Source organism: Streptomyces sp. NPDC059142, assembly GCF_042755665.1.
Lineage (GTDB): Bacteria > Actinomycetota > Actinomycetes > Streptomycetales > Streptomycetaceae > Streptomyces.
Genome location: NZ_JBHZDA010000045.1, coordinates 17,288 through 39,366 on the forward strand (window position 1 = coordinate 17,288; position 22,079 = coordinate 39,366).

Annotated in this window: 17 protein-coding genes; all 17 read left to right on the forward strand. The window is 69.6% G+C overall.

The annotated features are described in order from the left end of the window. The first annotated feature begins 4 nt into the window (after positions 1-4). The 17 genes from ACFXPK_RS18070 to fxlM all read left to right on the forward strand — a co-directional run bounded on the left by ACFXPK_RS18070 (position 5) and on the right by fxlM (position 21,937). Positions 5-1,531, forward strand: coding sequence for an SCO6880 family protein (locus ACFXPK_RS18070; RefSeq protein ID WP_385076417.1), 1,527 nt, complete (start codon positions 5-7; stop codon positions 1,529-1,531). Further along, positions 1,528-2,964, forward strand: a complete 1,437-nt coding sequence (locus ACFXPK_RS18075; protein ID WP_385076420.1) for an ATP/GTP-binding protein — start codon at positions 1,528-1,530, stop codon at positions 2,962-2,964. Before ACFXPK_RS18070 ends, ACFXPK_RS18075 begins: the two co-directional genes overlap by 4 nt. Before the next feature lie 59 nt (positions 2,965-3,023). Next, the gene (locus ACFXPK_RS18080; RefSeq protein ID WP_385076422.1) at positions 3,024-3,344 is read left to right on the forward strand and encodes a DUF6238 family protein; all 321 of its coding nucleotides are present in this window, start codon (positions 3,024-3,026) and stop codon (positions 3,342-3,344) included. A gap of 8 nt (positions 3,345-3,352) precedes the next feature. Continuing rightward, positions 3,353-3,607, forward strand: coding sequence for a hypothetical protein (locus ACFXPK_RS18085; protein ID WP_385076425.1), 255 nt, complete (start codon positions 3,353-3,355; stop codon positions 3,605-3,607). 41 nt (positions 3,608-3,648) lie between these two features. After that, entirely contained in the window at positions 3,649-5,097 is a 1,449-nt protein-coding gene (locus ACFXPK_RS18090; RefSeq protein ID WP_385076427.1) for a type IV secretory system conjugative DNA transfer family protein, read from the forward strand. Beyond that, positions 5,094-5,561, forward strand: a complete 468-nt coding sequence (locus ACFXPK_RS18095) for a hypothetical protein (RefSeq protein ID WP_385076429.1) — start codon at positions 5,094-5,096, stop codon at positions 5,559-5,561. Before ACFXPK_RS18090 ends, ACFXPK_RS18095 begins: the two co-directional genes overlap by 4 nt. Before the next feature lie 219 nt (positions 5,562-5,780). After that, positions 5,781-6,971 carry a helix-turn-helix domain-containing protein gene (locus ACFXPK_RS18100; protein ID WP_385076432.1) on the forward strand — a complete coding sequence of 397 codons (1,191 nt, stop codon included), beginning with the start codon at positions 5,781-5,783 and terminating at the stop codon, positions 6,969-6,971. A gap of 104 nt (positions 6,972-7,075) precedes the next feature. Continuing rightward, positions 7,076-7,573 carry an ATP-binding protein gene (locus ACFXPK_RS18105; RefSeq protein ID WP_385076434.1) on the forward strand — a complete coding sequence of 166 codons (498 nt, stop codon included), beginning with the start codon at positions 7,076-7,078 and terminating at the stop codon, positions 7,571-7,573. Then, entirely contained in the window at positions 7,543-8,241 is a 699-nt protein-coding gene (locus tag ACFXPK_RS18110; RefSeq protein ID WP_385076437.1) for a hypothetical protein, read from the forward strand. The genes ACFXPK_RS18105 and ACFXPK_RS18110 overlap by 31 nt, the downstream gene beginning before the upstream one ends. Beyond that, the gene (locus tag ACFXPK_RS18115; RefSeq protein WP_385076484.1) at positions 8,241-9,251 is read left to right on the forward strand and encodes a hypothetical protein; all 1,011 of its coding nucleotides are present in this window, start codon (positions 8,241-8,243) and stop codon (positions 9,249-9,251) included. Before ACFXPK_RS18110 ends, ACFXPK_RS18115 begins: the two co-directional genes overlap by 1 nt. A 153-nt stretch (positions 9,252-9,404) precedes the next feature. Beyond that, entirely contained in the window at positions 9,405-10,916 is a 1,512-nt protein-coding gene (locus ACFXPK_RS18120) for an amino acid permease (protein WP_385076440.1), read from the forward strand. Beyond that, positions 10,916-12,322 (forward strand): glutamine synthetase, encoded by a 1,407-nt coding sequence (locus tag ACFXPK_RS18125; protein WP_385076442.1) that lies wholly within the window; start codon positions 10,916-10,918, stop codon positions 12,320-12,322. The genes ACFXPK_RS18120 and ACFXPK_RS18125 overlap by 1 nt, the downstream gene beginning before the upstream one ends. 129 nt (positions 12,323-12,451) lie before the next feature. Beyond that, positions 12,452-14,785: a Helicase associated domain protein gene (locus ACFXPK_RS18130; protein ID WP_385076445.1), complete on the forward strand. Its 2,334-nt coding sequence runs from the start codon at positions 12,452-12,454 to the stop codon at positions 14,783-14,785. A gap of 433 nt (positions 14,786-15,218) precedes the next feature. Next, positions 15,219-15,386 carry an FxLD family lanthipeptide gene (locus ACFXPK_RS18135; RefSeq protein ID WP_385076447.1) on the forward strand — a complete coding sequence of 56 codons (168 nt, stop codon included), beginning with the start codon at positions 15,219-15,221 and terminating at the stop codon, positions 15,384-15,386. Between the two features lie 219 nt (positions 15,387-15,605). Next, positions 15,606-18,566, forward strand: coding sequence for a lantibiotic dehydratase (locus ACFXPK_RS18140; RefSeq protein ID WP_385076487.1), 2,961 nt, complete (start codon positions 15,606-15,608; stop codon positions 18,564-18,566). Beyond that, entirely contained in the window at positions 18,563-19,831 is a 1,269-nt protein-coding gene (locus tag ACFXPK_RS18145; protein ID WP_385076450.1) for a lanthionine synthetase C family protein, read from the forward strand. Before ACFXPK_RS18140 ends, ACFXPK_RS18145 begins: the two co-directional genes overlap by 4 nt. A gap of 24 nt (positions 19,832-19,855) precedes the next feature. Beyond that, the gene (gene fxlM / locus ACFXPK_RS18150; protein WP_385076453.1) at positions 19,856-21,937 is read left to right on the forward strand and encodes a methyltransferase, FxLD system; all 2,082 of its coding nucleotides are present in this window, start codon (positions 19,856-19,858) and stop codon (positions 21,935-21,937) included. Positions 21,938-22,079: the final 142 nt, after the last annotated feature.

Consider the following 22,079-nt stretch of genomic DNA (forward strand, 5'->3'; position numbering starts at 1 on the left):
CCCCATGTCGACTCGTACGTATCAGTTCGGAAAGCACCGCCCGACCGGGTTGGTGGGCCGCCGCGACCTCGGCGAACAGGTCGTCCTCGGTGGCGGCGCCGTCACCGGCATCCTGTTCGGCTACCTCTTCAACGGCGTCACGGCGATCGCCGCGACGTGCCTGGTCCTGCCGATCCTGCTCGCCCTGGTCATCGTGTACGCCCCGTACCGGCCCAAGGGCACGTCCCAGCGGCGCACGCTCTACCGCTGGTGGCGGATCAGCCGGTACCACCGCAAGGCGCTCCACCGCACGGGCGGCGTGTGGGTGTCCCCGGCTGTTGAGGCCGGCGTGCGCGCGAACGGCACGCCGCCGGACGCGGCCTTGGTGGAGCCGGAGGGCGTCACGGGCATGACGTGGGTGCCGATCACGGTCCGCGGGCAGCAGGCCATCGTGGTCCTCCAGCCAGAGGCCGGGTGTGTCACGGCCACGCTGGAGATCGCCTCGCCCGGCCTCGGCGGCAAGGAGGTCGGTGAGCAGGTCGTCGCCCTGGAGCGCTGGGGCGAACTGCTCGACAGTTTCGGCAACGTCGAAGAGCACCCGATCAAGAGGGTTCAGGTCCTTGCCCGGCAGATGAAGAGTGACCCGTACGCGCACCAGCGGTTCATCGCGCAGCGTGACGAGTCGGCCGCGACGGCGCACGCGCCGCAGTGGCTGAAGGATTCCTACGACGTATTGGCCAACGCCGTGTCCACCAGCGCAGAGGAGCACCGCTACTACATCACCATCCATGCGAAGTTCACCCGCGACCTGGCGGCCGAGGGTGCCGCCCGCGGAACCGGTGACGAGGGGATCGCCGCCGCGATGGCCGCGTACCTGGAGGAGCTGTGGTCGCGCGCGGAGGATGCCGATCTCTCGGTGATCGCGCCCTTGGACGCGGGCAGGATGACCGCGTTCATCCGGAACTCCTACGACCCGGACCATGCCATCTGGGACACCGGCCTTCGGCAGGCGCACGCCTTCCCCCGAAACGTCGACGTCCGCGACGGAGCCCACGTCGCCACCCGCGCGGCAGGCTCCACCGAAAGCTGGTACCACGCCACGGCCACCGTCGTCGGATGGCCGACCACCCCCGTCGGCCCCGACTTCCTCTCGCCGCTGCTGATCGGGATGCCCGATGTCATCCGCACGATCTCGATCACGCAGCAGCTCGAACCGAACGACAAGGCCGTGGAGCGGATGCTCGCGGAGGACACGAACAACCAGGCCGAGATGGACCGCGACCGCAACCGCGGCATGAACATCGACCCGCGCGACCAGATCGCCGCCATCGCTACCGGATCACGCGGCATGGCCCTGGCCTCCTCGGGCGCGGCCGGCTCCGCCGTGGTCGGCTACATCACCATCTCCTCGCGCAGCGCCGAAGAGCTGGAGCGCACCAAACGCACCACTGCCTCCCGCGCCCGCAACGCACACCTGCGGATCGAGTGGCTCGACCTCGAACACGCCCGCGCTTTCGCCACGACCCTGCCCTTCGCCGGAGGCATCAAGTGACTGACCTCCTCGACCTCGCCCCGCTGTCGCCGATGCACGAGACGGTCCGCCGTCCCCTCTACACCGAGACGACCACCAGCCAGGCCCTCTACCTACCCATCGCCCCGCCAACCCTCGGCACTGCGGGCGCCATCATCGGCCGTGAGCTCTACTCCGGTAAGGCGTTCATCTACTGTCCCTTCAGCGCCTTCGGCGACGGCCTGCCCGGCAGCAACATGATCGTCATGGGGGACACGGGCCGGGGGAAGTCGGCACTGACCAAGACGTACGCGGCCCGGCAGATCCGCCTGGGGCGTCAGGTCGTCGTCCTCGACACCAAGGAGCAGAAGGAGCGCGAAGAGGGTGAGTGGGCCGCGCTCGGCCGCTCACTGACCGGCAAGGCCCCGGTGAAGTTCGCGCCCGGCGGCGGCAGGGGTGCCTCGTGTATCAACCCGATGGACCCCGCCATCGCGGGCAAGCGACAAGTCGAGCTGGTGCGTACCATCGTTGAACTCGGCCTCGGTAAGAACCTGGACGAATTCGCCGGCTCCGCGCTCCGCATCGCGATCCGCAGGGCCCACCAGCGGGCGAGCGACCTCAGCCGCACCCCGATCCTGGCGGACGTCGCCGCCGCACTGCGGTCCCCCGAGGAGTCCGACGCGACAGCCAAGCAGCGCACGCGGGACGAACTTCTCGGTGACGGTTTGGAGGCGTCCTACGTCCTGGACCGGCTCTGCGGAAGTGAACAGGACGCGACCGGCGACCTCACCGGCATGCTCGACGGCCCGACCAGCCTCGGCGTGGACCTCGACGCCGACATGATCGTCTTCGACCTGACCAAGGTCCCGTCCGGCGGCGTGGCCATGACCATCCTGGTCGCCGTGATCTCGGTCTTCCTCGAAGAGGTCTGGCTTCGACCACTATGCGAGTGCGGGACGGAACCGGGACAGCACGACCGCGTCGTGGTCGACGCGAACTCCGGAGCGTGGGATCTGGGACCGAACCCGAACACCGGCTGCCGCCGCTACACCCAGCGCAAACGCATCCTCGTCTGCGAGGAAGCCTGGCACATCCTCGGGACTCCCCAACTCGCTTCTCTGCTGGAGAAGTTCCTCAAATTCGCGCGGGGATACGGCCTGTCCTGCATCTTCATCGTCCATCACCTGTCGGACATCGACGACAGCCCGGAGCCCCAAGCGGCGCTGAAAATGGCCGACACCATCGTGATCTACAGCCAGAAGAAGGCCGAGGCGGAAGCGACGGCGGCCCGGCTGGGCCTGCCATCCTGGACGGCTGAGCACATCATGCGTCTGCGCCGCGGGATCGCGCTGTGGAAGGTCGGCGAAGTGATTTACCCAGGCGTCCAACACCTCCTGGTCGAGGCCGAGCAGCATCTGTGCTTCTCCTCCGGCTCGATGACCGACCTGACCAGCACCTCCCCGGACACCGAATGAGCGGCTACCGCCACCTCGCCACCGCGTCCTCCACCGCAGATTCGGAACGAGCCCCCTCCATGACCGTCACCACCAACCACTCAACGACCCGCGCCGACGAACGCACGGTGCGGCAAAACATCGACCAGCTGCACGCCGAAGCTCTCGGCCTCGCCCGGCGCGCGAAGAAACTGGCCCTCGTCCTGGACCATGGCGACTACTCCGCCGCTGGAGGGCGCGTGCGTTCGGCCGTCGCCCACATCTGGCGGGCCGCTGAGGACCTGCACGGCGCCTTCCACACCGCGCCTCCGCGCTGTGCCGGGCCCGATGCGTCGGTGTCTCGGCTGTGCGGCCGGCGGATGCGCTACCTGGCGGCCCGCGTCGCCCGGCGGGCCGAGTAGTGGACCTCATGCCCGGCGACATCTCGCTGGCCCTGTACGCCGTGACGGCCGTGCTCGCCATAGCCCTGGTGACGCTCTGGTTCCTGCTCAACCGCGGACGGCGCAACGCCGGATTCGCGAGCAAGGGACAGCTCAAGCGTCAGATGTCGGCCAAGGCAGTTCTGAAGGCCACCGAGATCAGGCCCTCCCTCAGCAGCAACGACGGCCGCAGCAGCCGCACAGCCGGGGTGAGCTTCGTGAAGAAGCGCTCCACCGCCAGCTGACCTTCTCCCTCCTCGTCGCCCACCTCGCTCCGGAGTACGTCATGCACCACCCCCTCGATCCTCACGATTTCGGCTACTCGCTGGGCGTCTCGCAGCGTCCGAAGGGTGTCGATCTCTGGTCCCGCGCCGACAAGGCGTGCCGAGTCATCGGCCCGATGGGCAGTGGGAAGACGCTGCGGTTCTTCGCCCCGCTCGTCCGCCGCTGGGCCGGTCCGGTCCTGGCCACCTCGACCAAGCCCGATCTGGTCGAACTGACCCTCGACGCCCGGCAGCAGGATGGCCGCCCCGTCGCCGTCTTCGACCCGCAGCACATCGCGCCCAGCATCCCGCGCTTCCGGTGGACGCCGATCAACGGCGCAGCCGACACGGAGGTGGCGATGATGCGTGGGAAGGCGTTCGTCTCAGGCTCGCGCACCCCCAACAGCGCGGCACAGTCGAGCGAGGGCAGCGCCTTCTACAAGGGGCAGGCGTCCAAGATCCTCGCTGCCTTCTTCCACGCCGCCGCCCTCGACGGCGCGTCCCTCGACTGGGTGCTGCGGTGGGCCCGAAAGCTGACCGACCCGGCGCCCCTCGGCATCCTCAACGCTCATCCCGGCGCCGGTCCCGGCTGGGCGGACATGCTCCGCACGGCGACCACCGGCGACAGCCGCACCGTCGGCAACACAGCCTCAACTCTGGACGCGGCTCTCGAACCCTTCATGCACCAGTCGGTGATCAACGCCCTCCAGGGAAACGGCGAGGAACCCACGGACTTCGGCTCGATTCTCGATGCCGGCGGCACCCTCTACCTCCTCGGGAAAGACTCGGAGGTCAACTCCGTCGCGCCGCTCACCACAGCGATAGCCGAAGACCTTCTGGACCTCGCGGAGGCGCACGCTCTCGCCTCCCCGGCCGGGCGGCTCGACCCCGCTCTCCTCGCGGCCCTGGACGAGGCGCCGAACATCGCGCCCATCCCTTCCCTACGCCAACGAGTGGCCGACGGCCGGGGCCGTGGAATCACGGTCGTCTACGGCCTCCAGGCGTGGGCATCTGCCCGTGCCCGCTTCGGCGAGGACACCGCCAAGGAGCTGGCGGCCTTCACCAACAACGTCGTCATCTTCCCGGGAGACAAGGACCCCGACTTCCTGAAGGACATGTCCGACCTGTGCGGTCAGGTCGAGCGAGAACGCACGACGAAGACCACGTCCGGCGGGGACCGCGGTGGCCACTCCACGGCCACGCACATGGCGCTCGAACCCGTCCTTCGAGGAGACGAGATCCGGGGACTGCCCGAGGGCCACGCCCTGGTCCTCGCGGACAACCTCCCGCCGATCGTCACCCGGCTGGACGGTATGTGGACCTGGGACTCCTGGCCCCAGATCGAGAGGTACGTCCGGGACCTCCGAGCGGCCAACGAAACCGAGCGGACCCGGTGGGCGACCGAGAAAAGGAACCAAGCCAAAGCGCACGCGGCAGCGTGGGCCGACCGTGAAGGAGCTGCTGCCGCATGACCCTCACCCACTTCGAGCCCTTCCCCGAGCCGCCCGCGCTGATCCTGGAGTACATCGCCGAGCGGAGCACCGAAGAGTCCGTGGTCGCCGACGGTCCCGCTCCATGGGACCTCGGAGACCTGGCCGCCGAGTTGATCGCGCCGATGCCCGCCTGGCTCGACTCCGTGAGCCGCTGGCTGAACCGGACGTACGCCTGGCAGCCGCAGGACGTCATCCCGCCCTGCTGGGCGAAGCACGAGGGCCTGACGTACGAGATCGCAGCCCTGGCCTTCGCCAGAGCCGACGCATATGCGGACCCGCGCTCGGTCGTGATCTGGCACGAGCAGTACGACCGATTCCTGGCCCGGATGAACAAGGCCCTCGGTAAGGCTGGTGACGATTGCCGAGTCGGACGACACGAGGACCGTCCGGCGCGCTTCCAACTCATTGCCTGGCCCGCACAAGGTGCCGGCGAACACGCATAGCCACCGGTGACCCGATGGCCGATCGGCGAGCGAGCCTCGGCCATGTTCGCTTTCGGATACACGTTCCCTGTTCTAAACAGTGCCAACGCACGACCCAAAAGCCGAGGTGACTGCGCATCACACGAAAGACCCCGCTCCCGAGGGAGCGAGGTCCGTCCGTGCCCCGCGAAGCCGATCGCGGGGTACCGTTCTGGTGTCGAAGCAGAACAGGAGATAAGTATGCACGCTCTGCCTCAAGACCACACCGGCGTCCGAGTCGCGCGTCTCCGCCGGGAACGCCACCTCACTCAACGAGCCCTAAGTGATCTCTCCGGCGTCCCGTACGACACCCTCACGAAGATCGAACAGGGCAGGCTCGCGGCAACTCCGCACGCTGTCGCCTGCCTCGCCCGCGCCATGCGCCTGGAGGTCCGCACCATCGTCGGACAGCCGTACAAGGCTGACCTGCGCGCCGATGAACTGGATGTGTTGATTGCGCCGATTCGGGAGTCGCTAGACGTCTACGATTTGGGGGCGGACCCTGACATCACGGCGCGTCCGCTCGTGGATCTGCGAGAGGACTCCGAGAGCCTGTGCGCTGCAGTCCGTACCGGGGAGATCAAACGCGCTGCCAGCGAGGTCGCGGGCCTGATCGAGGAAACGACCACGGCAGCCCACACGCTGGGTAGCAGTGATGCGTGGTTGGTCCTCACTTCGCTCTACCGGACCTCGTACGACGTAGCAACCAAACTGGGCTTCGCCGACTTGGCGCAGCTTTCACTTGCGCGGATGGACTGGGCCGCTCAACGCGCCAGCAGCGCAGTGTTCGGCGGCGCGTACCAGTACTTCCGTGCCCTCACCTACTTGCGTGAGGGGAAGTATCGGACCGGCCAGCGCCTCGTCGACCTGGGCCTACAGACGATTGGGCAGGCGGAGGCATCGCAGGAGCGGGACGTCGTAACCGGGCAGCTCCACCTTGGCGGCTCTGTGATGGCCGGCCGGGCTCACGACACGGAACGGGCGATGGGACACCTTGACGAGGCTGGCAGCATCGCTGACCGCACTGGGGAGTCTCCGAAGGTTCTGTGGATGACGTTCGGCGGGGTCAACGTCCAGGTGCACCGCGTGTCGGTACTCGCCGAACTCGACAAATACGACAAGGCGGTTGAGGAGGCCGACAGGCTATCCATCCCGTCCGACTGGCCGAGGTCCCGGACAAGCCACCACTGGGCTGAGGTGGCCCGCGCGCAGATGTGGACAGGAAAGCTCGACTCCTCGTTTGCCAGCTTGGTCAAGGCCCGAAAAGCCGCTCCACAACAGGCCAAGTACCACCCCATGGTGAGGGACACCTACGCCAGCCTGGAAGCAGCACATCGGCGACTCCCTAACAGCTTTCTCGCGTACGGGAGTTGGCTGACCTCCCAAGTGTGACTCTCCGCAAACCTCTGGCCCCAACTAGCCTGAAGTCAGGCTAGTTGGGGCCTTGTTGTGGCACCACCATGTTCGTCATTGGCCATTTCGACATGGAGCCGACCATGACGACCTACCTTGCGGACCAGGAGCGCACTCGTCGAAGCGCCCCAGTTCCCGCCGATGAGCCGCAAGTCCGTACCCGCGTGCCGCATGCCCTTGAAGTATCGATCGAACGCCGCCCGAATCCTGACAGCGAAGGCATCTCCAGAGCTGACGCCGCTTGGCCGAGGCGGCTCCGGCGCATCGTCCGTGCTGGCTTGACCCACTGGGGCCAGCCCAAGCTGGTCGAGACCGCAGAACTTCTGGTGACGGAGCTCGCGACAAACGCCCTTCGCCACGCCCAGGGACGTGACATTGGAGTCCGCGTCTTCTTCAAAGGCGCCCAGTGCGTGATTGAGGTAAGCGACGGCTCCCCCATCTGCCCCAAGCTACGCAACGCCGAACTCGACGACGAGGGTGGCCGCGGCCTCTTCCTCGTTGAGTGCATGGCAGAAGCATGGGGCGTCAGCGAGGACGGCACGACCACCTGGTGCGCGATTCCGACTGGAGTAACGCCATGAGAGCGCGCACGGTGTCCACGCTGGTGATCCCCTACATCACCGCCCGGCAGGGGGAGAAGCCCGTGCCGCAGGAGCAGCTCGTCATCAGGGGGAGCGGTGGTCGTGGTGGGATCCAGTACCGCTACGAGAATCCCAGGGACCGTGACCTGAAGCGGGTGCTGTGGGCCCGCTGCTCACAGAAGCTTGGCGGGGCGCCCCGTTGGAGCGAGGTTCATCCGGCCCGGCAGCGTGAGTGCATGGTGGGCCTGCGGTGCCAGGTCTGCGCGCGGCCGGCGGACCGTACGGCGGCCGGCTACCTCTTCCTCGCGAAGGCCCGCCCCGGCTCCAGCGGGCTGTCGGCGAAGAGCTGGGAGGGCCGAGCGACAGCGCAGCCCCCGTTATGTCTGGCGCATGCGCGCGTTGCCGTGGAGAAGTACCCTCATCTCGCCCCCCGTTGTGTTGTGCTCCGTGTGGCGGCCCCGCGTCTGTACGGGGTGACGGGCGTCCTGTATCAGCCTGTTCCCGGTCAGCGTCAGCCGCGGCCGGTGCCCGGTCAGGATCCGGAGCGGGCGCAGACTGTCCCCTATGACGACGTCCGTCGTCTGCCTTGGGTGCTCGCCTCGCAACTGCTGCGGACTCTGCACGGCGTCACCGCCGTGAACCCGGGTTCAGGGTCCGGTGCGGTGTGATGGCGCCGCAGGCTGGTGAGGTGCCGGTGGTGTATCACCCGGCGGGCCGCGACGCCGAGCTGCGGGCGGTGTGGGAAGAGGTGCGGGCCGGGCGCTGGATGGGTGTCCGTGACCTGCTGAGGCGAACGCGCGAGTCGGGTTCGGGGTGGGCGGACTGGACGCGGCGGACACAGGTTCTGGGGGCAGCCGCCGCGGAGTCGAACGTGGTGGAGATCTGGCTGTCGGAGGAGCCCGGCAGTATCGAGGCGCTGGTGATGACGGCGCGTGTGAGGACAGAACGCACCTTGTCGGCCTACCGGCAGCGTCCTTTCAGCGGTGAGCGGGTCTCGCATCACCTTCGGGACATCGACGGGCTGGCGTTCGCCGCGCGGCAGGCATGCCGGGCGGCGTCCGAGGCGCTGCCCGCGGACCCTGTTCCGTGGGTGTGTCTGCTGGCCCTGGCGCTGGTGGACCCGGGGGCGGTTCATGCGGAGCACCGGAAGCCGTCCGGCGACCCGCTGCTCGGTCCCGGCCCGTGGGGTCTGATGGAAGGCGCCGAACAGCGGGATGCCGGTAACCGGGAGGCGTGGCATCGGCTGTTCAAGGTGATGTGTTCGCGGGGCACTTCACCAGGCGCTTTCGCCCGGTACGCGGACAATGCGGCGCGGATGGGTTCGGCGGTGCGGATGCTGCCGCTGTACGCGAGCATGGAGCAGTACCGCAGCCGGCGGGCCCGGCACGCCAGCACCTGGCTTCACTGGAACAGCGCGCAGGCCGTGCACTACGCCATGCGGGCCTACACGGACTGGTTCTGCCGCAGCAACCCCGCTGACTGCTCGGAACTCGACCTCAACTATCTGGCGCACGCCCTGCACGCGGCCGACCACGCCGAGGCGGCGCACGTGTTCGAGGCGATCGGACCGTACGCCACGCCCGTCCCCTGGCGCTACGTCGTGGACGACCCTGCCGACTGGCAGGAGAGATTCCTCCGGTGCCGTACCTACAGCGCGGCCCGGGGGCGCCACCGCTGACGGCCCGGCCCGTCATCCTCCGGGCACCGCTCCGTACGTGCCGGCTTCCCACGGCCTGCGGCGCCGGACCCCGCGGTCCGCCTGCCGCGCTTGCCTCACTTCCTGTCCCCCTGTTCCACCTGTTCCCCCTGTTCCTCTCGGAGGTATGTTCCCGTGTCCCACAAGGCAAGAGCCGCCAAGGCCCCGACGCTCCCGGACGACGCCAGACTGCTCAAACACCTGGGCGTCGAGCCCGTTCTGCGTCGTCGGATGACCCCGTTCGGGAACTTCTCGTCGACGTTCTCCGTCATGTCGATCACCAGCGGCTCGCTGGTGATGTTCACCTTCGGGCTGCACACCGGCGGACCGGCGACGATGTTGTGGGGCTGGCTGGCGGTCGGCGCCCTAGTCCTGGCGGTGGCCGCGGCCCTGGCCGAGGTCACCAGCGCCTACCCCACCTCCGGCGCGCTGTACGACATGGCCAACCGGCTCGGCTCCCGCCGCTGGGGCTACGTCACCGGCTGGCTCAACCTGCTCGGGCTGATCGGCGGTGTCGCCGGAGTCAACTACGGCTGCGCCCAGTTCACCGCCTCCTACCTCAGCATCCAGTGGGGCATCGAACTGTCGGAGACCGGGGTGCTGGGCATCTGCGCGGCCCTGCTGCTGCTCCACGCACTCCTCAATCTCTTCGGCATACACCTCATGAGTGTGATCAACTCGGCCAACGCCTGGCTCCAGATCGCCGGGGTCACAGCCGTCGTGGCCACGCTGGCCCTCGTGCCCACCTATCACCAGCCCGCCTCGTTCGTCTTCGGGCAGTACACCAACACCACCGGCTGGTCGAACATCGGCTACGTGGTGGGCATCGGCCTCCTCTTCGGCATGTACAGCCTGGCCGGTCTCGACACGTCGGCGCACTTGTCGGAGGAGACCTCCCACGCGGCACTGGCCGCACCCCGCGGCATCATGCGCTCGGTGTGGGTCTCCGTGCTGTGCGGCGTGCTCCTGATCCTCGCCCAGCTCTTCGCCATCCAGGACTACGACGCCGTGCTGGCCTCGGACCTCGCCCCGGCGGAGATCTTCACCCAGGCGCTCGGCGCGGCCAGCGCCAAACTGCTCCTGCTGCTCATCATCTCCTCCCAGTTGTTCGCCGGATACGCCCTGGTCGGCGCGACGAGCCGGATGGCGTTCGCGTTCTCCCGCGACGGCGCCGTGCCCTACTCCTCCCGCTGGCGGACCGTGCGCCCCAGCAACGGGGTCCCGGCCAACGCCGTCTGGCTGACCGTCGGAGCCGGACTCGCCCTGGTCGTACCGACCCTCTGGAGCGAGACCGCGTTCGCCGCCGTCACCACCATCGCGGTCGTCGGCACCGTCCCCGCCTACGTGATCCCCGTCCTGCTGCGCCGTCTGCACCCCGAGAGGTTCACCCCGGGCCCCTGGGTCCTGGGCCGCTGGAGCGCCCCCATCGGCTGGACCGCGGTCATCGGCGTCGTGGTGATCACGGTCCTGTTCTGCCTGCCGCAGCAGAAGCCCGTCACCTGGGCCACGTTCAACTACAGCCCGATCGCCCTGGTGGTGGTGCTGGTCTTCGCCGCCGTGCGCTGGCAGAAAGCCGGCCCCTCCTACCAGCCGCCCACCAGCAGCAGTAGCGCCAAAGACCTCGAACACGCTGAGGAGATCGTCTGATGACCGGTACCCCGCTGATCCAGGAACGCGAGCAGGTCACCGGACCGGACCCGGAGCCGTGGCACAAGACGCTGCGCGGCCTCGTGGAGCGCGGCGAGGTCGACACCGTCCTGCTGGCCCTCACCGACATGTCCGGCGAATGGCGGGGCAAGCCCCTTGACGCCGCGGACTTCCTGCGCCGCGCCGAAACCACCGACCCGGCCTGGCCCTTGTGCGCCTATGTGCTGGCCACCGACCGTGCCATGTCCCTGCACGACGATTTCGCCCTGGTCTCCCTCGGCACCGGCCTGCACGACCTGCACCTGAAACCGGCCCCGGGCACCCTGCGGGTCCTGCCCTGGCGAAACGCCACCGCCCTGATCACGGCCGACGCCGTCCACCCGGACGGCACCCCGATCACCGTCGCCCCACGCCAGATACTCCAGGACCAGATCACCCGGCTGTCCCAGCACGGCCTGACCGCACACACCGGCCTGGAGGCCGAGTGGACCGTCTACCAGGGATCTCCGGAGAACATCGCGCGCAGCCGGCGCCTGAACCCCGTCGTCGACCGGTCGCTGGACCTCGCCCTGAATCATCCACAGGCCCTGGCCGCCTACATGCGCTCCCTGCGCACCGCCCTGACCGGCGCGGGCCTGCCGCCCCGCACGGTCCAGTCCGAACACGGCCCCGGCCAGTTCGAAGCCACCTTCGCCCCAAGCGATCCGCTCACCGCCGCCGACACACATCTGGTGCTCCAGGACGCCGTCCGCCACCACTCCTACGCAGCCGGATGGACCGCCCTGTTCATGGCCGCACCCACCGCCGACGGCGCCACCAACGGACTCCACCTTCACCTCTCCCTACGCCGCACCGATCACCAGCTTCTGCCCACCAGCGGCAACCACCGCCTCCCCGACCTTCTCCGGGACGCCGTCGCGGGCCTGCTGGCGGCGCTCCCTCACCTCACCCCACTCCTCGCCCCGACCGTCAACTCCTACAAACGGTTCCGCCCGGACAGCGGCGCACCGGTCAGCTTCGGATGGGGCTGGGACAACCGCACCTGCGCCATCCGGGCCCTCGACCACGGTGGCGACCTCCGCCTGGAGATCCGGCTCGCCGGCGCGGACGCCAACGCCTACCTGGCCCTGGCCGCCGTACTCGCAGCAGTCCGCCACGGCGTCGAGCACCGGCTCCCCCTCCCCGAACCGCACACCGGCAACGCCTACCACCCCGCCCCCGACACCCAGTCCGTACCGCGCACCCTCACCGAGGCCCTGACCGCCTTCCAGGACAGTCCCCTCGCGATCGAGCTGTTCACCCAACCGGTCATCACCCACTACGCCACCGCCCTCCAGCACGAAATCGACACCCACCACCACACGATCACCGACACCGAACTCCACCAGGCCCTCACGACGGCCTGACATCCCCCGGGTCTCCTCGCCACCGACGAGACCACCGCCCTGCGCCGGGACTGCCCAGGCTTCCCAGCCCTGATCACCCGGCGCAGAGCCAGACACCTTCCCCCCTCGCTCCCGTTAAGGATCCGCTGCATGTCGTCCACTCCCGGCCTGTCCGCTCCCGAGCTGTGGCCCCATCAACGCGAGGCGGTCGACGCCGCCTTAACCACGTTGGCCAAGACCGAGCGCACCACCGTGGTGATGGCCTGTGGGACGGGTAAGACGCGTGTGGGCAGCGAGATCGCGCAGCGCATCGAGCTGTCGGCCGACCACCGGGTGCTGGTGGTGGTCCCCACCATCGAACTGGTCGGCCAGACCCTCCACGCCTGGCGGCAGGCACACGGCAGTGACGCTCTGGGCCGTGTCGTCGCCTTGTGTTCGGACACCGGAGTGATGGACGCGCGCGGCCAGGAACTCAAGGCGGAACGCGCCGCCGTAACCACGAGCCCGCAGCACCTCGCGCACCTGACCGCAGGCCCCGGCCGGGTGACGGTGGTCAGCACCTACGCGGGGCTCCGTGTCCTGGAGTCCGCCCACGCGGACCACGGCCTCCGCCCCTGGAACCTCATGATCGTGGACGAGGCGCACCGTACGGCGGGGGCGGCGGCCAAGTCCTGGGCGCGGGTTCACGACGATGCCCTGCTGCCTGCGGGCCGGCGGTTGTACCTGACGGCGACCCCGAAGATCGTGGCCGATCATGGCGACACCGGCCGTGGTGACCTCTCTGTCAGCATGGACGACGAGAAGGTCTATGGGCCCGTCAGCTTCAAGATGTCCTTTGCCCGAGCGGCGGAGCTGGGGCTACTGGCGGACTACCAGCTCATCATCGCGGTCACCACTTCTGAGGAGGTCCGCGCACTGGCCGCCGAACAGGGCGCGCGGCACTACCAGGTAGGGCGTTCCGCAGTTTCGGTGGAGGTGCTGGCGCGCCAGATAGCGGTGCTGCGGGCGGCGGAGCAGCACGACATCAGCCGGATGATCACATATCACGGGCGGGTTGCGGACGCGGAGTGGTTCGCCAAGACCCTACCGGCCGTTGCGCCGCTGCTTGGAGAGGACGGTATCGCGGCGCCTTCGGTGTGGGCCGGGCACGTTCACGGTGGCCAGGGTGTGGTGGAGCGCCGCGGGGTGCTGGACCGGCTGCGCGGGGATGAGGCCGGTTTGGTCGTGGTGGCCAACGCGCGTGTCCTGACCGAGGGCGTCGATACGCCGGAAGTCGCCGGAATCGCCTTCCTCGACCCGCGCGAATCGGTGATCGACATCATCCAGGCGTTGGGCCGGGCCATGCGGCTGGGCGGCCGGCAGAGCAAGACCGCCTCCATCATCGTCCCGATCCTTCTCGGACCTGACGAGGATCCGGTGGATGCTCTGGAGGGCTCGGACTTCCGTCAGGTGTGGCGTATCGCGCGGGCCCTGCGCGCTCACGACGAGGCACTCGGAGAGCAGCTCGACCGCTCCCGTCTGAGGCTGGGAACCAGCAGCTACCAGCGCACCGGCCCGGTGCGGGAGTTGCCGGACTGGCTGAAGGTGAACGGAATCGAGGTCCCGCCCCATTTCGCCGCCGCGATCACGGCCCGTGCCGTGCGCACCACCACTCCCGCGTGGGAGGAGTACTACGGCGCCGCCCAGGTCTACCGGCAGGCCCAGGGGGACCTCGACATTCCCCAGCCGCACACCACACCCGCCGGGCTGCGACTGGGCGAGTGGCTCTCCCGTCAGCGTGTGTCCGAAGCCAACGGCGAGCTTCAGCCCGGCCGCAGGAAGCGCCTCGAAGACCTCGGCATCATCTGGGCTCCCCGGGCCGACAACTGGGAACGCCAATTCACTGCGGCCGAGGACTATTACCGCGAGAACGGTCATCTGCGCGTCCCCCGCGGCCACATGACCGAGGGTCCCGATCCCGTCGACCTGGGGGCGTTCATCCGGGGACTGCGGAGCTCGACCGGAGGGTTCCGCCTGGACCCTGAACGCAGGGCCGCTCTCGACGCGATCGGCATGGTGTGGAGCGTGCAGGAGGACGCCTGGCAGCGCAACCTCACCGCCGCCCGCACCTACCACAGACAGAACGGCAACCTGCTCGTTCCCAAAGACTTCGTCACCGACGACGACCCCCCTGTTTCCCTGGGGCAATGGATCACCTGGCTCCGTTGTACGCGCAACAAGCAGTCACCCGAACGGCGCCAGGAACTCAACCGCCTCGACATGGTGTGGTCCGTCTACGACTACCAGTGGCAGCGCAGCTTCGACGCCGCGGCCGACTACTACGAGGCCCACGGTCATCTGCATGTACCCACCGACCACAAGACAGCCGGCCCCGATCCCATCCGTCTCGGATCGTGGGTCTACAGACAGCGCGCCCAATGCCGCGAGGGCAAGCTCACCCCCGAACGCATCGCCGCCCTCGCCAAGATCGGACTGCGGTGGTGACCCCCGGGAGCCAACCCCAGGACCCGCAAATCCAGCGAGCACCTGACCGTCCTGTCGACACGGTCTGACCCGCCCCTGCGAACGCGCGAGCCAGGCGACCCAGTCATCGGGAATGGCAGCTCGCGCCCTCGGAAGGCTATCTGACCGCACCGCTTCGCAGATTGATCACACGATCTGGAACAGAAAGGACAGCCTGATTGTCTACCGCTTCCAGTGCACCCGGCTGGAACGGGCGCTCATCCAGACGTCGGAGAACGCGCTGTGCGCGTGATCGGACCTTTTCTTCCCAGCTCGGTCGGGCCAACCGCCCCTGCGTGCTGGGGTGGCCAGGAAGTCCCCTCCCGGGGTAGCCCTGCGGCTACGCTCCAGCGGCCGACTTCTTGGCGTGTGCAACCCAGAACAATCCACCACGATTGAAATGGAGTTGAGAGTCATGGCAAACACCGCCATCCCGAACACCACCCAGCAAATGGACAGTCCATCGGACGGCTTCGACCTCGATGTCTCCCTGGTAGAGGTGGCCGACAGCGGCAGCCTGACCAACGTCACCAACGACGGCTGCGGCAGCACCTGCGGTGCCTGCACCACCGGCGTCGCCTGACCCACGGCGCTGCTTCCAAGCCGGTGCCGCCAGCGTCCCGTACGCGGCGGCACCGGCCCCGTCCCTCTTTGCCGTTTCCGGGAGGTAGCGGTGGCCGCTTCGGCTACGCCGTTCAAAGCCAGCACTACCGCGCTCGTGCGCGCGATAGCTCAACACATCTCCACCGGCGCGAAGGCGCCGGCTCTTGACGACCGTTGCTCCACCGCCACCGCGGACCGCATGGAATGGCTGCGCAAGATCTGGGCCGTCAGCGACATCGCCGAAGCACTGGAACACGCTACACCTGCACTTGCTGCCCAGGTTGAGGCATTATGCGCCGCTGAGGAGCCTGCGGCCCGGGATGTGCGGCGCGCGGCCTTGTCCGTGGCCCGCTATCTCCTGCGGGCCGAGTACCGTGCGACTCCGTTCGGTCTGTTCGCCGGGGTCACCACAGCGACGATCGGCCCTCACACGCACTCAAAATGGGGCAGGCAGCACATCGTCACCGTGCGTGCCGGAGCCGAGTGGCTGGCCGCCGTCGTTCAGCGACTGGAGACATGCACCGCGCTGCTGGAGCGGCTGAACGTGCTCGTCAACAACACCGTCAGTGTCCGCGGAGACCGGCTCATCGTCCCCTACCAGGAGGCCGACACGGGAGACGGAGCCCTCACCGTTGAGGCATCCCTCGGCCTCACCGGCCCCATCCGGACGGTCGTCACGGCGAGCCGGACGCCCATCCGCGTTGACGTTCTCGTCGGCAAGCTGACCGCCGAGTTCCCCGGAACCGCACCGGAACGGGTGCAGCAGTTCGTCGTGGGGCTGCTCCGGCAGCGCGTCCTGCTCACCACGCTGCAAGCACCCAGCACCGAGACTGATCCCCTCGCTTATCTTCTCGACCAGCTCGACGCCGCCGGGGCCGCTGAGGTGAGCCCCGTCGCGCCCATGGTGCGCGAACTGCACGCGATCCGGACTGATCTGCTGACGTGCAGGACCCGTTCAGCTCGCAAGCACGTGGCTCGTCGGATGCGGGCCCTGGTACCGGGGCTGCGCCGTCACCCCCTCGCGCTCGACCTGCGACTGGACGCCAGCCTCGTCCTACCAAACGCGGTCGCGCGCGAGGCCGAGCACGCCGCCTGGGCCCTCACACGGATATGCGCCCGCCCGTACGGCACCGCTGCCTGGGGCTCGTATCACCAGAGGTTCTACGAGAGGTACGGCATCGGCACGATGGTGCCGCTGAATGAGGTCGTCGCGGACAGCGGTATCGGCTTCCCGGACGGATACCCTGGCACCCCGGCCGGCCCGCCGCGCCCTCGGCTCACTTCCCGGGACGACGCTCTGGTGCGTATCGCGCAGAGCGCCGCTCTCGACGGCCGCGATGAAGTCGTCCTCACCGACGAATCACTCGCGGACCTGGACGTCGGCCCCGACGCCCCGCGCGTCCCGCCGCACCTGGAGCTCGGCGTGCGCGTGTACGCGGCGAGCACCGAGGACCTGGAGCGCGGCCGTTTCCGGCTGGAAGTCGTCAGCGTCTCGCGCGGCGCGGGCGTCTCCTGCGGACGTTTCCTCAGCGTGCTGGCCCCCCACGACCGCACGGCACTGGGCGGCGAACTGTCCAGCCTGCCCGCCGTGGATGCCGACACCGTCCCCGTACAGCTCTCGTTCCCGCCCCTGCGCCCGGAGAGCGCCCACGTCACCCGTACCCCACAGGTCCTTCCCACCCTGCTCAGCGTGGAGGAGCACCGTGCGGCGGCCGAGCACGTACTCACGCCCGAAGAGGTGATGGTGGGCTGCGACGGCCGTCGCATGTATCTGGCCGCGCCGCGGCGCGGCCACCGCGTCGAGCCGGTGGGGATGCACGCGCTGAACCTCCAGACCCACACTCCGCCCCTGGTGCGGTTCCTCGCCGAACTGCCCCGCGCCCAGTGCGCCCAGGTCACCGTCTTCGACTGGGGTGCCGCCGAGGCGATGCCGTTCCTGCCGCGACTGCGCTACGGCCGCACGGTGCTCGCCCCCGCGCGCTGGCGCCTGGCCGCGGGCGATCTCACGGGGCCTGATCGCCCCTCCGGCTGGGATGCCGCTCTGGAGGACTGGCGGGCACGACGGCGCGCCCCGCATCGCGTCTTCCTCGTGGAGGGTGACCGGCGGCTCTTCCTCGACCTCGACCAGGCCAGCAACCGGACGCTGCTGCGCCGGCACCTCGACCGCGCCGGTACGGCCGTCCTCCACGAAGCACCGGCCCCGCAGGCGTACGGCTGGTGCGACGGCCGCGCCCACGAAGTGGTGCTGCCGCTCAAGGCGACCCGGACCCCCGGGTGGCCGCCGCTACCGCCGCCCACCGCTGCCCGAACGCTCTCCCCTGCTCAGATACAAACACCCGCCTCTTCCACCGTGCTGCTCGCTTCGGTCTACGGCGACCCGCGCCGCCAGGACACCCTCCTGGCGCAGTATGTGCCGGACCTTCTCGAACGCCTCGGCGGGCCGCCGTGGTGGTATGTCCGCTTCCGCGATCCCGATCAGCACCTGCGTCTGCGCATCGCCCTGCCGGACCCCAGCGCGTTCGCCGAGCCCGCCGCGAAGATCGCGGTCTGGGCGGAAGAGCTGCGCGCGGCCGGGCTGGCGTCGGATCTGCGGTTCCCCACGTCCTACCGCGAGATGGGCCGGTGGGGCTCCGGTGATGCGTGGGACGCCGCCGAGGAGGTTTTCCAGGCGGACTCGCGCGCCATAGTCACCCAGCTTCGAGAGCAGCGGCGCCCATACCACCGTGCCTTGGTGGCCGCGCACACCGTCGCGATCACCAGCGCGTTCCTCGGCAGCGTCAAGGCCGGCATGCGATGGCTGATCAGCCACGTACCGGCCCCGGCCCCGAGGGCGGTCCCCCGCGAGCAGTTCGCTGAGGCCGTGCGGCTCGCCGACCCCTCCGACGGCTGGGCGGCGCTGCGCGCCGAGCCGGGTGGCGCCGCGATCGTTGCCGGCTGGGCCGAGCGCGACGCCGCGCTCGCCGCGTACCGGCCGCATCTGCCCGGCCCGGACACCACCGGTATCGCGCTTGACGACGTGCTCGGCTCGTTGCTGCACACGCACTTCGTCCGGCACGTGGCCGTGAACTTCCCCGAGGAGGAGATCTGCCTCTACCTCGCGCGTGCCGCCGCCCTGGCCTGGTCCAGCCGTACCGGCAAGAGCAAGGAGACACGCGCGTGACCGCTCCCGCTGCCGCGCTCTCCACGGCCCTGGCCGACATCCTGGCTGATCCCGACACCGCGCCACTGGGCTCCCGTACGACGGCCGAGGACCGGCAGCACCTCGCTTACGGTCTCCCGGGGATCGCGCTGCTGCACATCGAACGCGCCGCCGCCGGCCTCGCACCGTGGCACCGTGCCCACGCCTGGCTCACGGCCTGTGCCCGGCAGCCGTTCACCAGCGGAGCCGACAGCCACCCCTTCTACGGGGCGCCCGCCTTCGCCCACGTCCTCACCTGCGCCGCCGAGCACCTGCCCGGTTCCTACCAACGCGCCCTGACCACGCTGGACGATCAGATCGCCCGGGACGTCCTGCGACATCTCGCGGCTGCTCACCGTCGCCTTGACGCGGGCCGGCTCCCCGAGACCGCGGAGTTCGACGCGATCCGGGGGCTGTCCGGCTACGGTACCTACCTCCTGCGCCGCAACCCGGGCAGCGCTACGGTCCGGACGGCCCTCGACTACTGTGTGCGCCTGACCGAGCCGGTCATCCACAACGGCGTGGCCCTGCCGGGCTGGTGGACCCCTGCGGCACCTTCGGGCCGGCTCGACACCGGCCGGTTCCCTGGCGGGCATGCGAATTCGGGTATGGCGCACGGCGTCGGAGGCGTCCTTGCCTTCCTGGCCCTCGCCGCCCGGCGCGGCACCGTCGTCGACGGACACCACGACGCGATGAACACCATCCTCGTGTGGCTCGACCGCTGGCGGGAGGAGAGCGGCTGCGGCCCGGCCTGGCCGTACTGGGTCACCCGCGAGGAACTGCGTTCCGGTCAACTCGCCCCGTCCACACCACGGCGGCCGTCATGGTGCTACGGCACCGCCGGCCTGGCGCGCGCCCAGCAGCTCGCCGCGCTCGCCCTGGGCGACACTCCCCGTCGCCTGGACTCGGAGAACGCGCTGGTGGCCTCCCTCACCGACGCCGCGCAGCTCAAGGCCACCACCGACGACGGCCTGTGCCACGGCTTCGCCGGCCTCGCCCACATCGCCGCCCGGACCGCAGCCGACGCCCACCCCTCAACCGCCGGACAGCTCCAGGCCCTCATTCCAGCTCTCCTCGCCACGATCTGCCCGCCCGGCACCGACCCGGCGACCGCCGCGGCCACCGTGGTGCGCGAAGCCGGCCCCGGGTACCTCGACGGCGCCGCCGGAATCGCCCTCGCGCTCCTGGCGCCCGCCACCCGCACGCCGCCCCGCACCACGTGGGACGCCTGTCTGCTCATCGCCTGATACCGCCGACCCAAGGACTCCCCCATGCCCCCGGACTGGCACCAGCACAACGTCGTCTTCACCAACCGCGAGAGCGCGCAGCGCGCCATCACCGAACGCATCGGCCCCGCGCTGTTGGCGGCTGAGGCGGCCGGGCAGATCACCTGCTGGTGGTTCATGAACAAGCAGCCCTGGCCCCTGCGCTACCTGGCATCCGGGCCGTCCCCGCTCGTTGAACGGCTTCTGAGTGACCTCGTTGACGACGGGACGGTCCGCTCCTGGGCGCCTGGCATCTACGAGCCCGAGTCGGCCGCCTTCGGCGGCCAGTACGCCATGGACGTCGCACACGAGCTGTTTCACGCCGACATCCGCCACCTCCTGACCTACCCGCCCGGCCCAGGACACCTCGGCCGCCGCGAGACCGCGGTTCTCCTGGCCACCGCGATGATGCGGGCCGCCGGTCTGGACTGGTTCGAGCAGGGCGACGTCTGGGCGAAGTACGCGACCCTCCGCCCAGCCGCCGCCCGACCGATGCCCCGGGAGAGGGCCGCCGCCCTGACCCCGCCGATGCACACGCTGATGACCGCCAGCCTCCCCGCTCTGTGCCGCCCCGGGGGCCCGCTCGACGGACACGCCCAGTGGGTGGCCGCCTTCGAACACGCCGGCGCGGCCCTCGCCGACCACGCCGCGAAGGGAGGGCTCACCCGCGGACTGCGCGCCGTCCTCGCGCACCACGTGCTCTTCCACGCCAACCGCAGCGGTCTCTCCGACGAAGACCAACACGCCCTGTCACACCTTGCGAAAGAGACAGTCATGGGATCGAGTGAAAACACCCCTTCATCAGCCGGAGCTCCAGCCTCGGCCGCTAGCGTCAGCGCGGTGAACACGAACACCATCGCCACTTCCGAAGCCGACGCCTCACGGCTCCGCAACGCCCTGGTCGACCAGCTCAAGAAGAATCAGCAGCACCTCACGCCCGCCGTCGAGGCGGCCCTGCGCGCCGTGCCCCGGCACCTCTTCGTGCCCGACGCGACCCTTGAGGCCGCCTACGCCAACAACGTGGTGGACATCAAATACGACGCCGACGGCACGTCGATCTCCTGCGCCTCCCAGCCGAGCATCGTCGCCCTCATGCTGGACCAGCTCGACGCCCAGCCCGGCGAGCGGATCCTCGAACTCGGCGCCGGCACCGGCTACAACGCCGGCCTGATCGCCCACCTCGTCGGCGAAAGCGGCCACGTCACCACCATCGACGTCGACGACGACCTGGTCGAAGGAGCCCGCGCGCACCTGGCCGCAGCCGGCTTCACCAACGTGGACGCGGTGACGCGCGACGGCGCCCTCGGACACGCCGAAGGCGCCCCGTACGACCGGATCATCGCCACCGTCGGCGCGCACGGCATCCCGCACGCCTGGCTCGAACAGCTCGCCCCCGGCGGCCGGCTCGTGACCCCCCAGCGGCTCAAGGGAAGCGTCTCCCGCTCCATCGTCTACGAGAAGCACGACGGCCGGTGGGTCTCCCACGGCAGCGAGATGAACACCTTCATGCCGCTGCGCCGGGGCATCGCCGACGACGACCGTCGCGACATCCCGCTCAGCACGGACGGCACCGTACGGCTCCACGCGCCCACGGGCCAGAACATCAACGCCGACGCCCTCGCCGGCGTTCTGGAACAGCCGCGTACCGAGGAGTGGACCGGTATGACGGTCCGCGCCATGGAATCACCGGAGTGGATGGAGTTGTTCGTCTCCTGCACCGTGCCCTCCGGCCTGGTCCGGATGCACTTCCCGCAGGCCGCCAAGGGAACCTTGCTAACCCACGACCCTTACCCCTCATCGACGGCCGCCGTCGACAAGGGCGCCCTCACCTACCTCGCCCGCCGCCTCTCCGACCAGAAGACACCCGAGGGCGGCAAGCTCTGGGAGTTCGGCGTCATCGGCCACGGCCCCGGCAGTGACGCCCTGGCCGCCAAGGTCGCCGACGCCATCCGCACCTGGGACCGCGAGTACCGCGGCCGGGAAGCCGCCTTCGAGTTGCAAACCCTCGACACACCCCTTCCCGAAGCACGTCCCGGCCGCTTCGTCCTCGACACCCCCCTGAACCGAGTCATCGTCGACTGGCAGTAACACCCCTCGCACCAGCGGAGGGGGGGGGGGGGGGGCGCCCCCCCCCGCGCCCCCCGCGGCCGGCCCCCCCCCCGGGGGCCCCCCCGGGGCGCCCCACTGGCGCGCCCGGCCCCCCCCCCCCCCGCGTGCGCGCGCGGCCGCG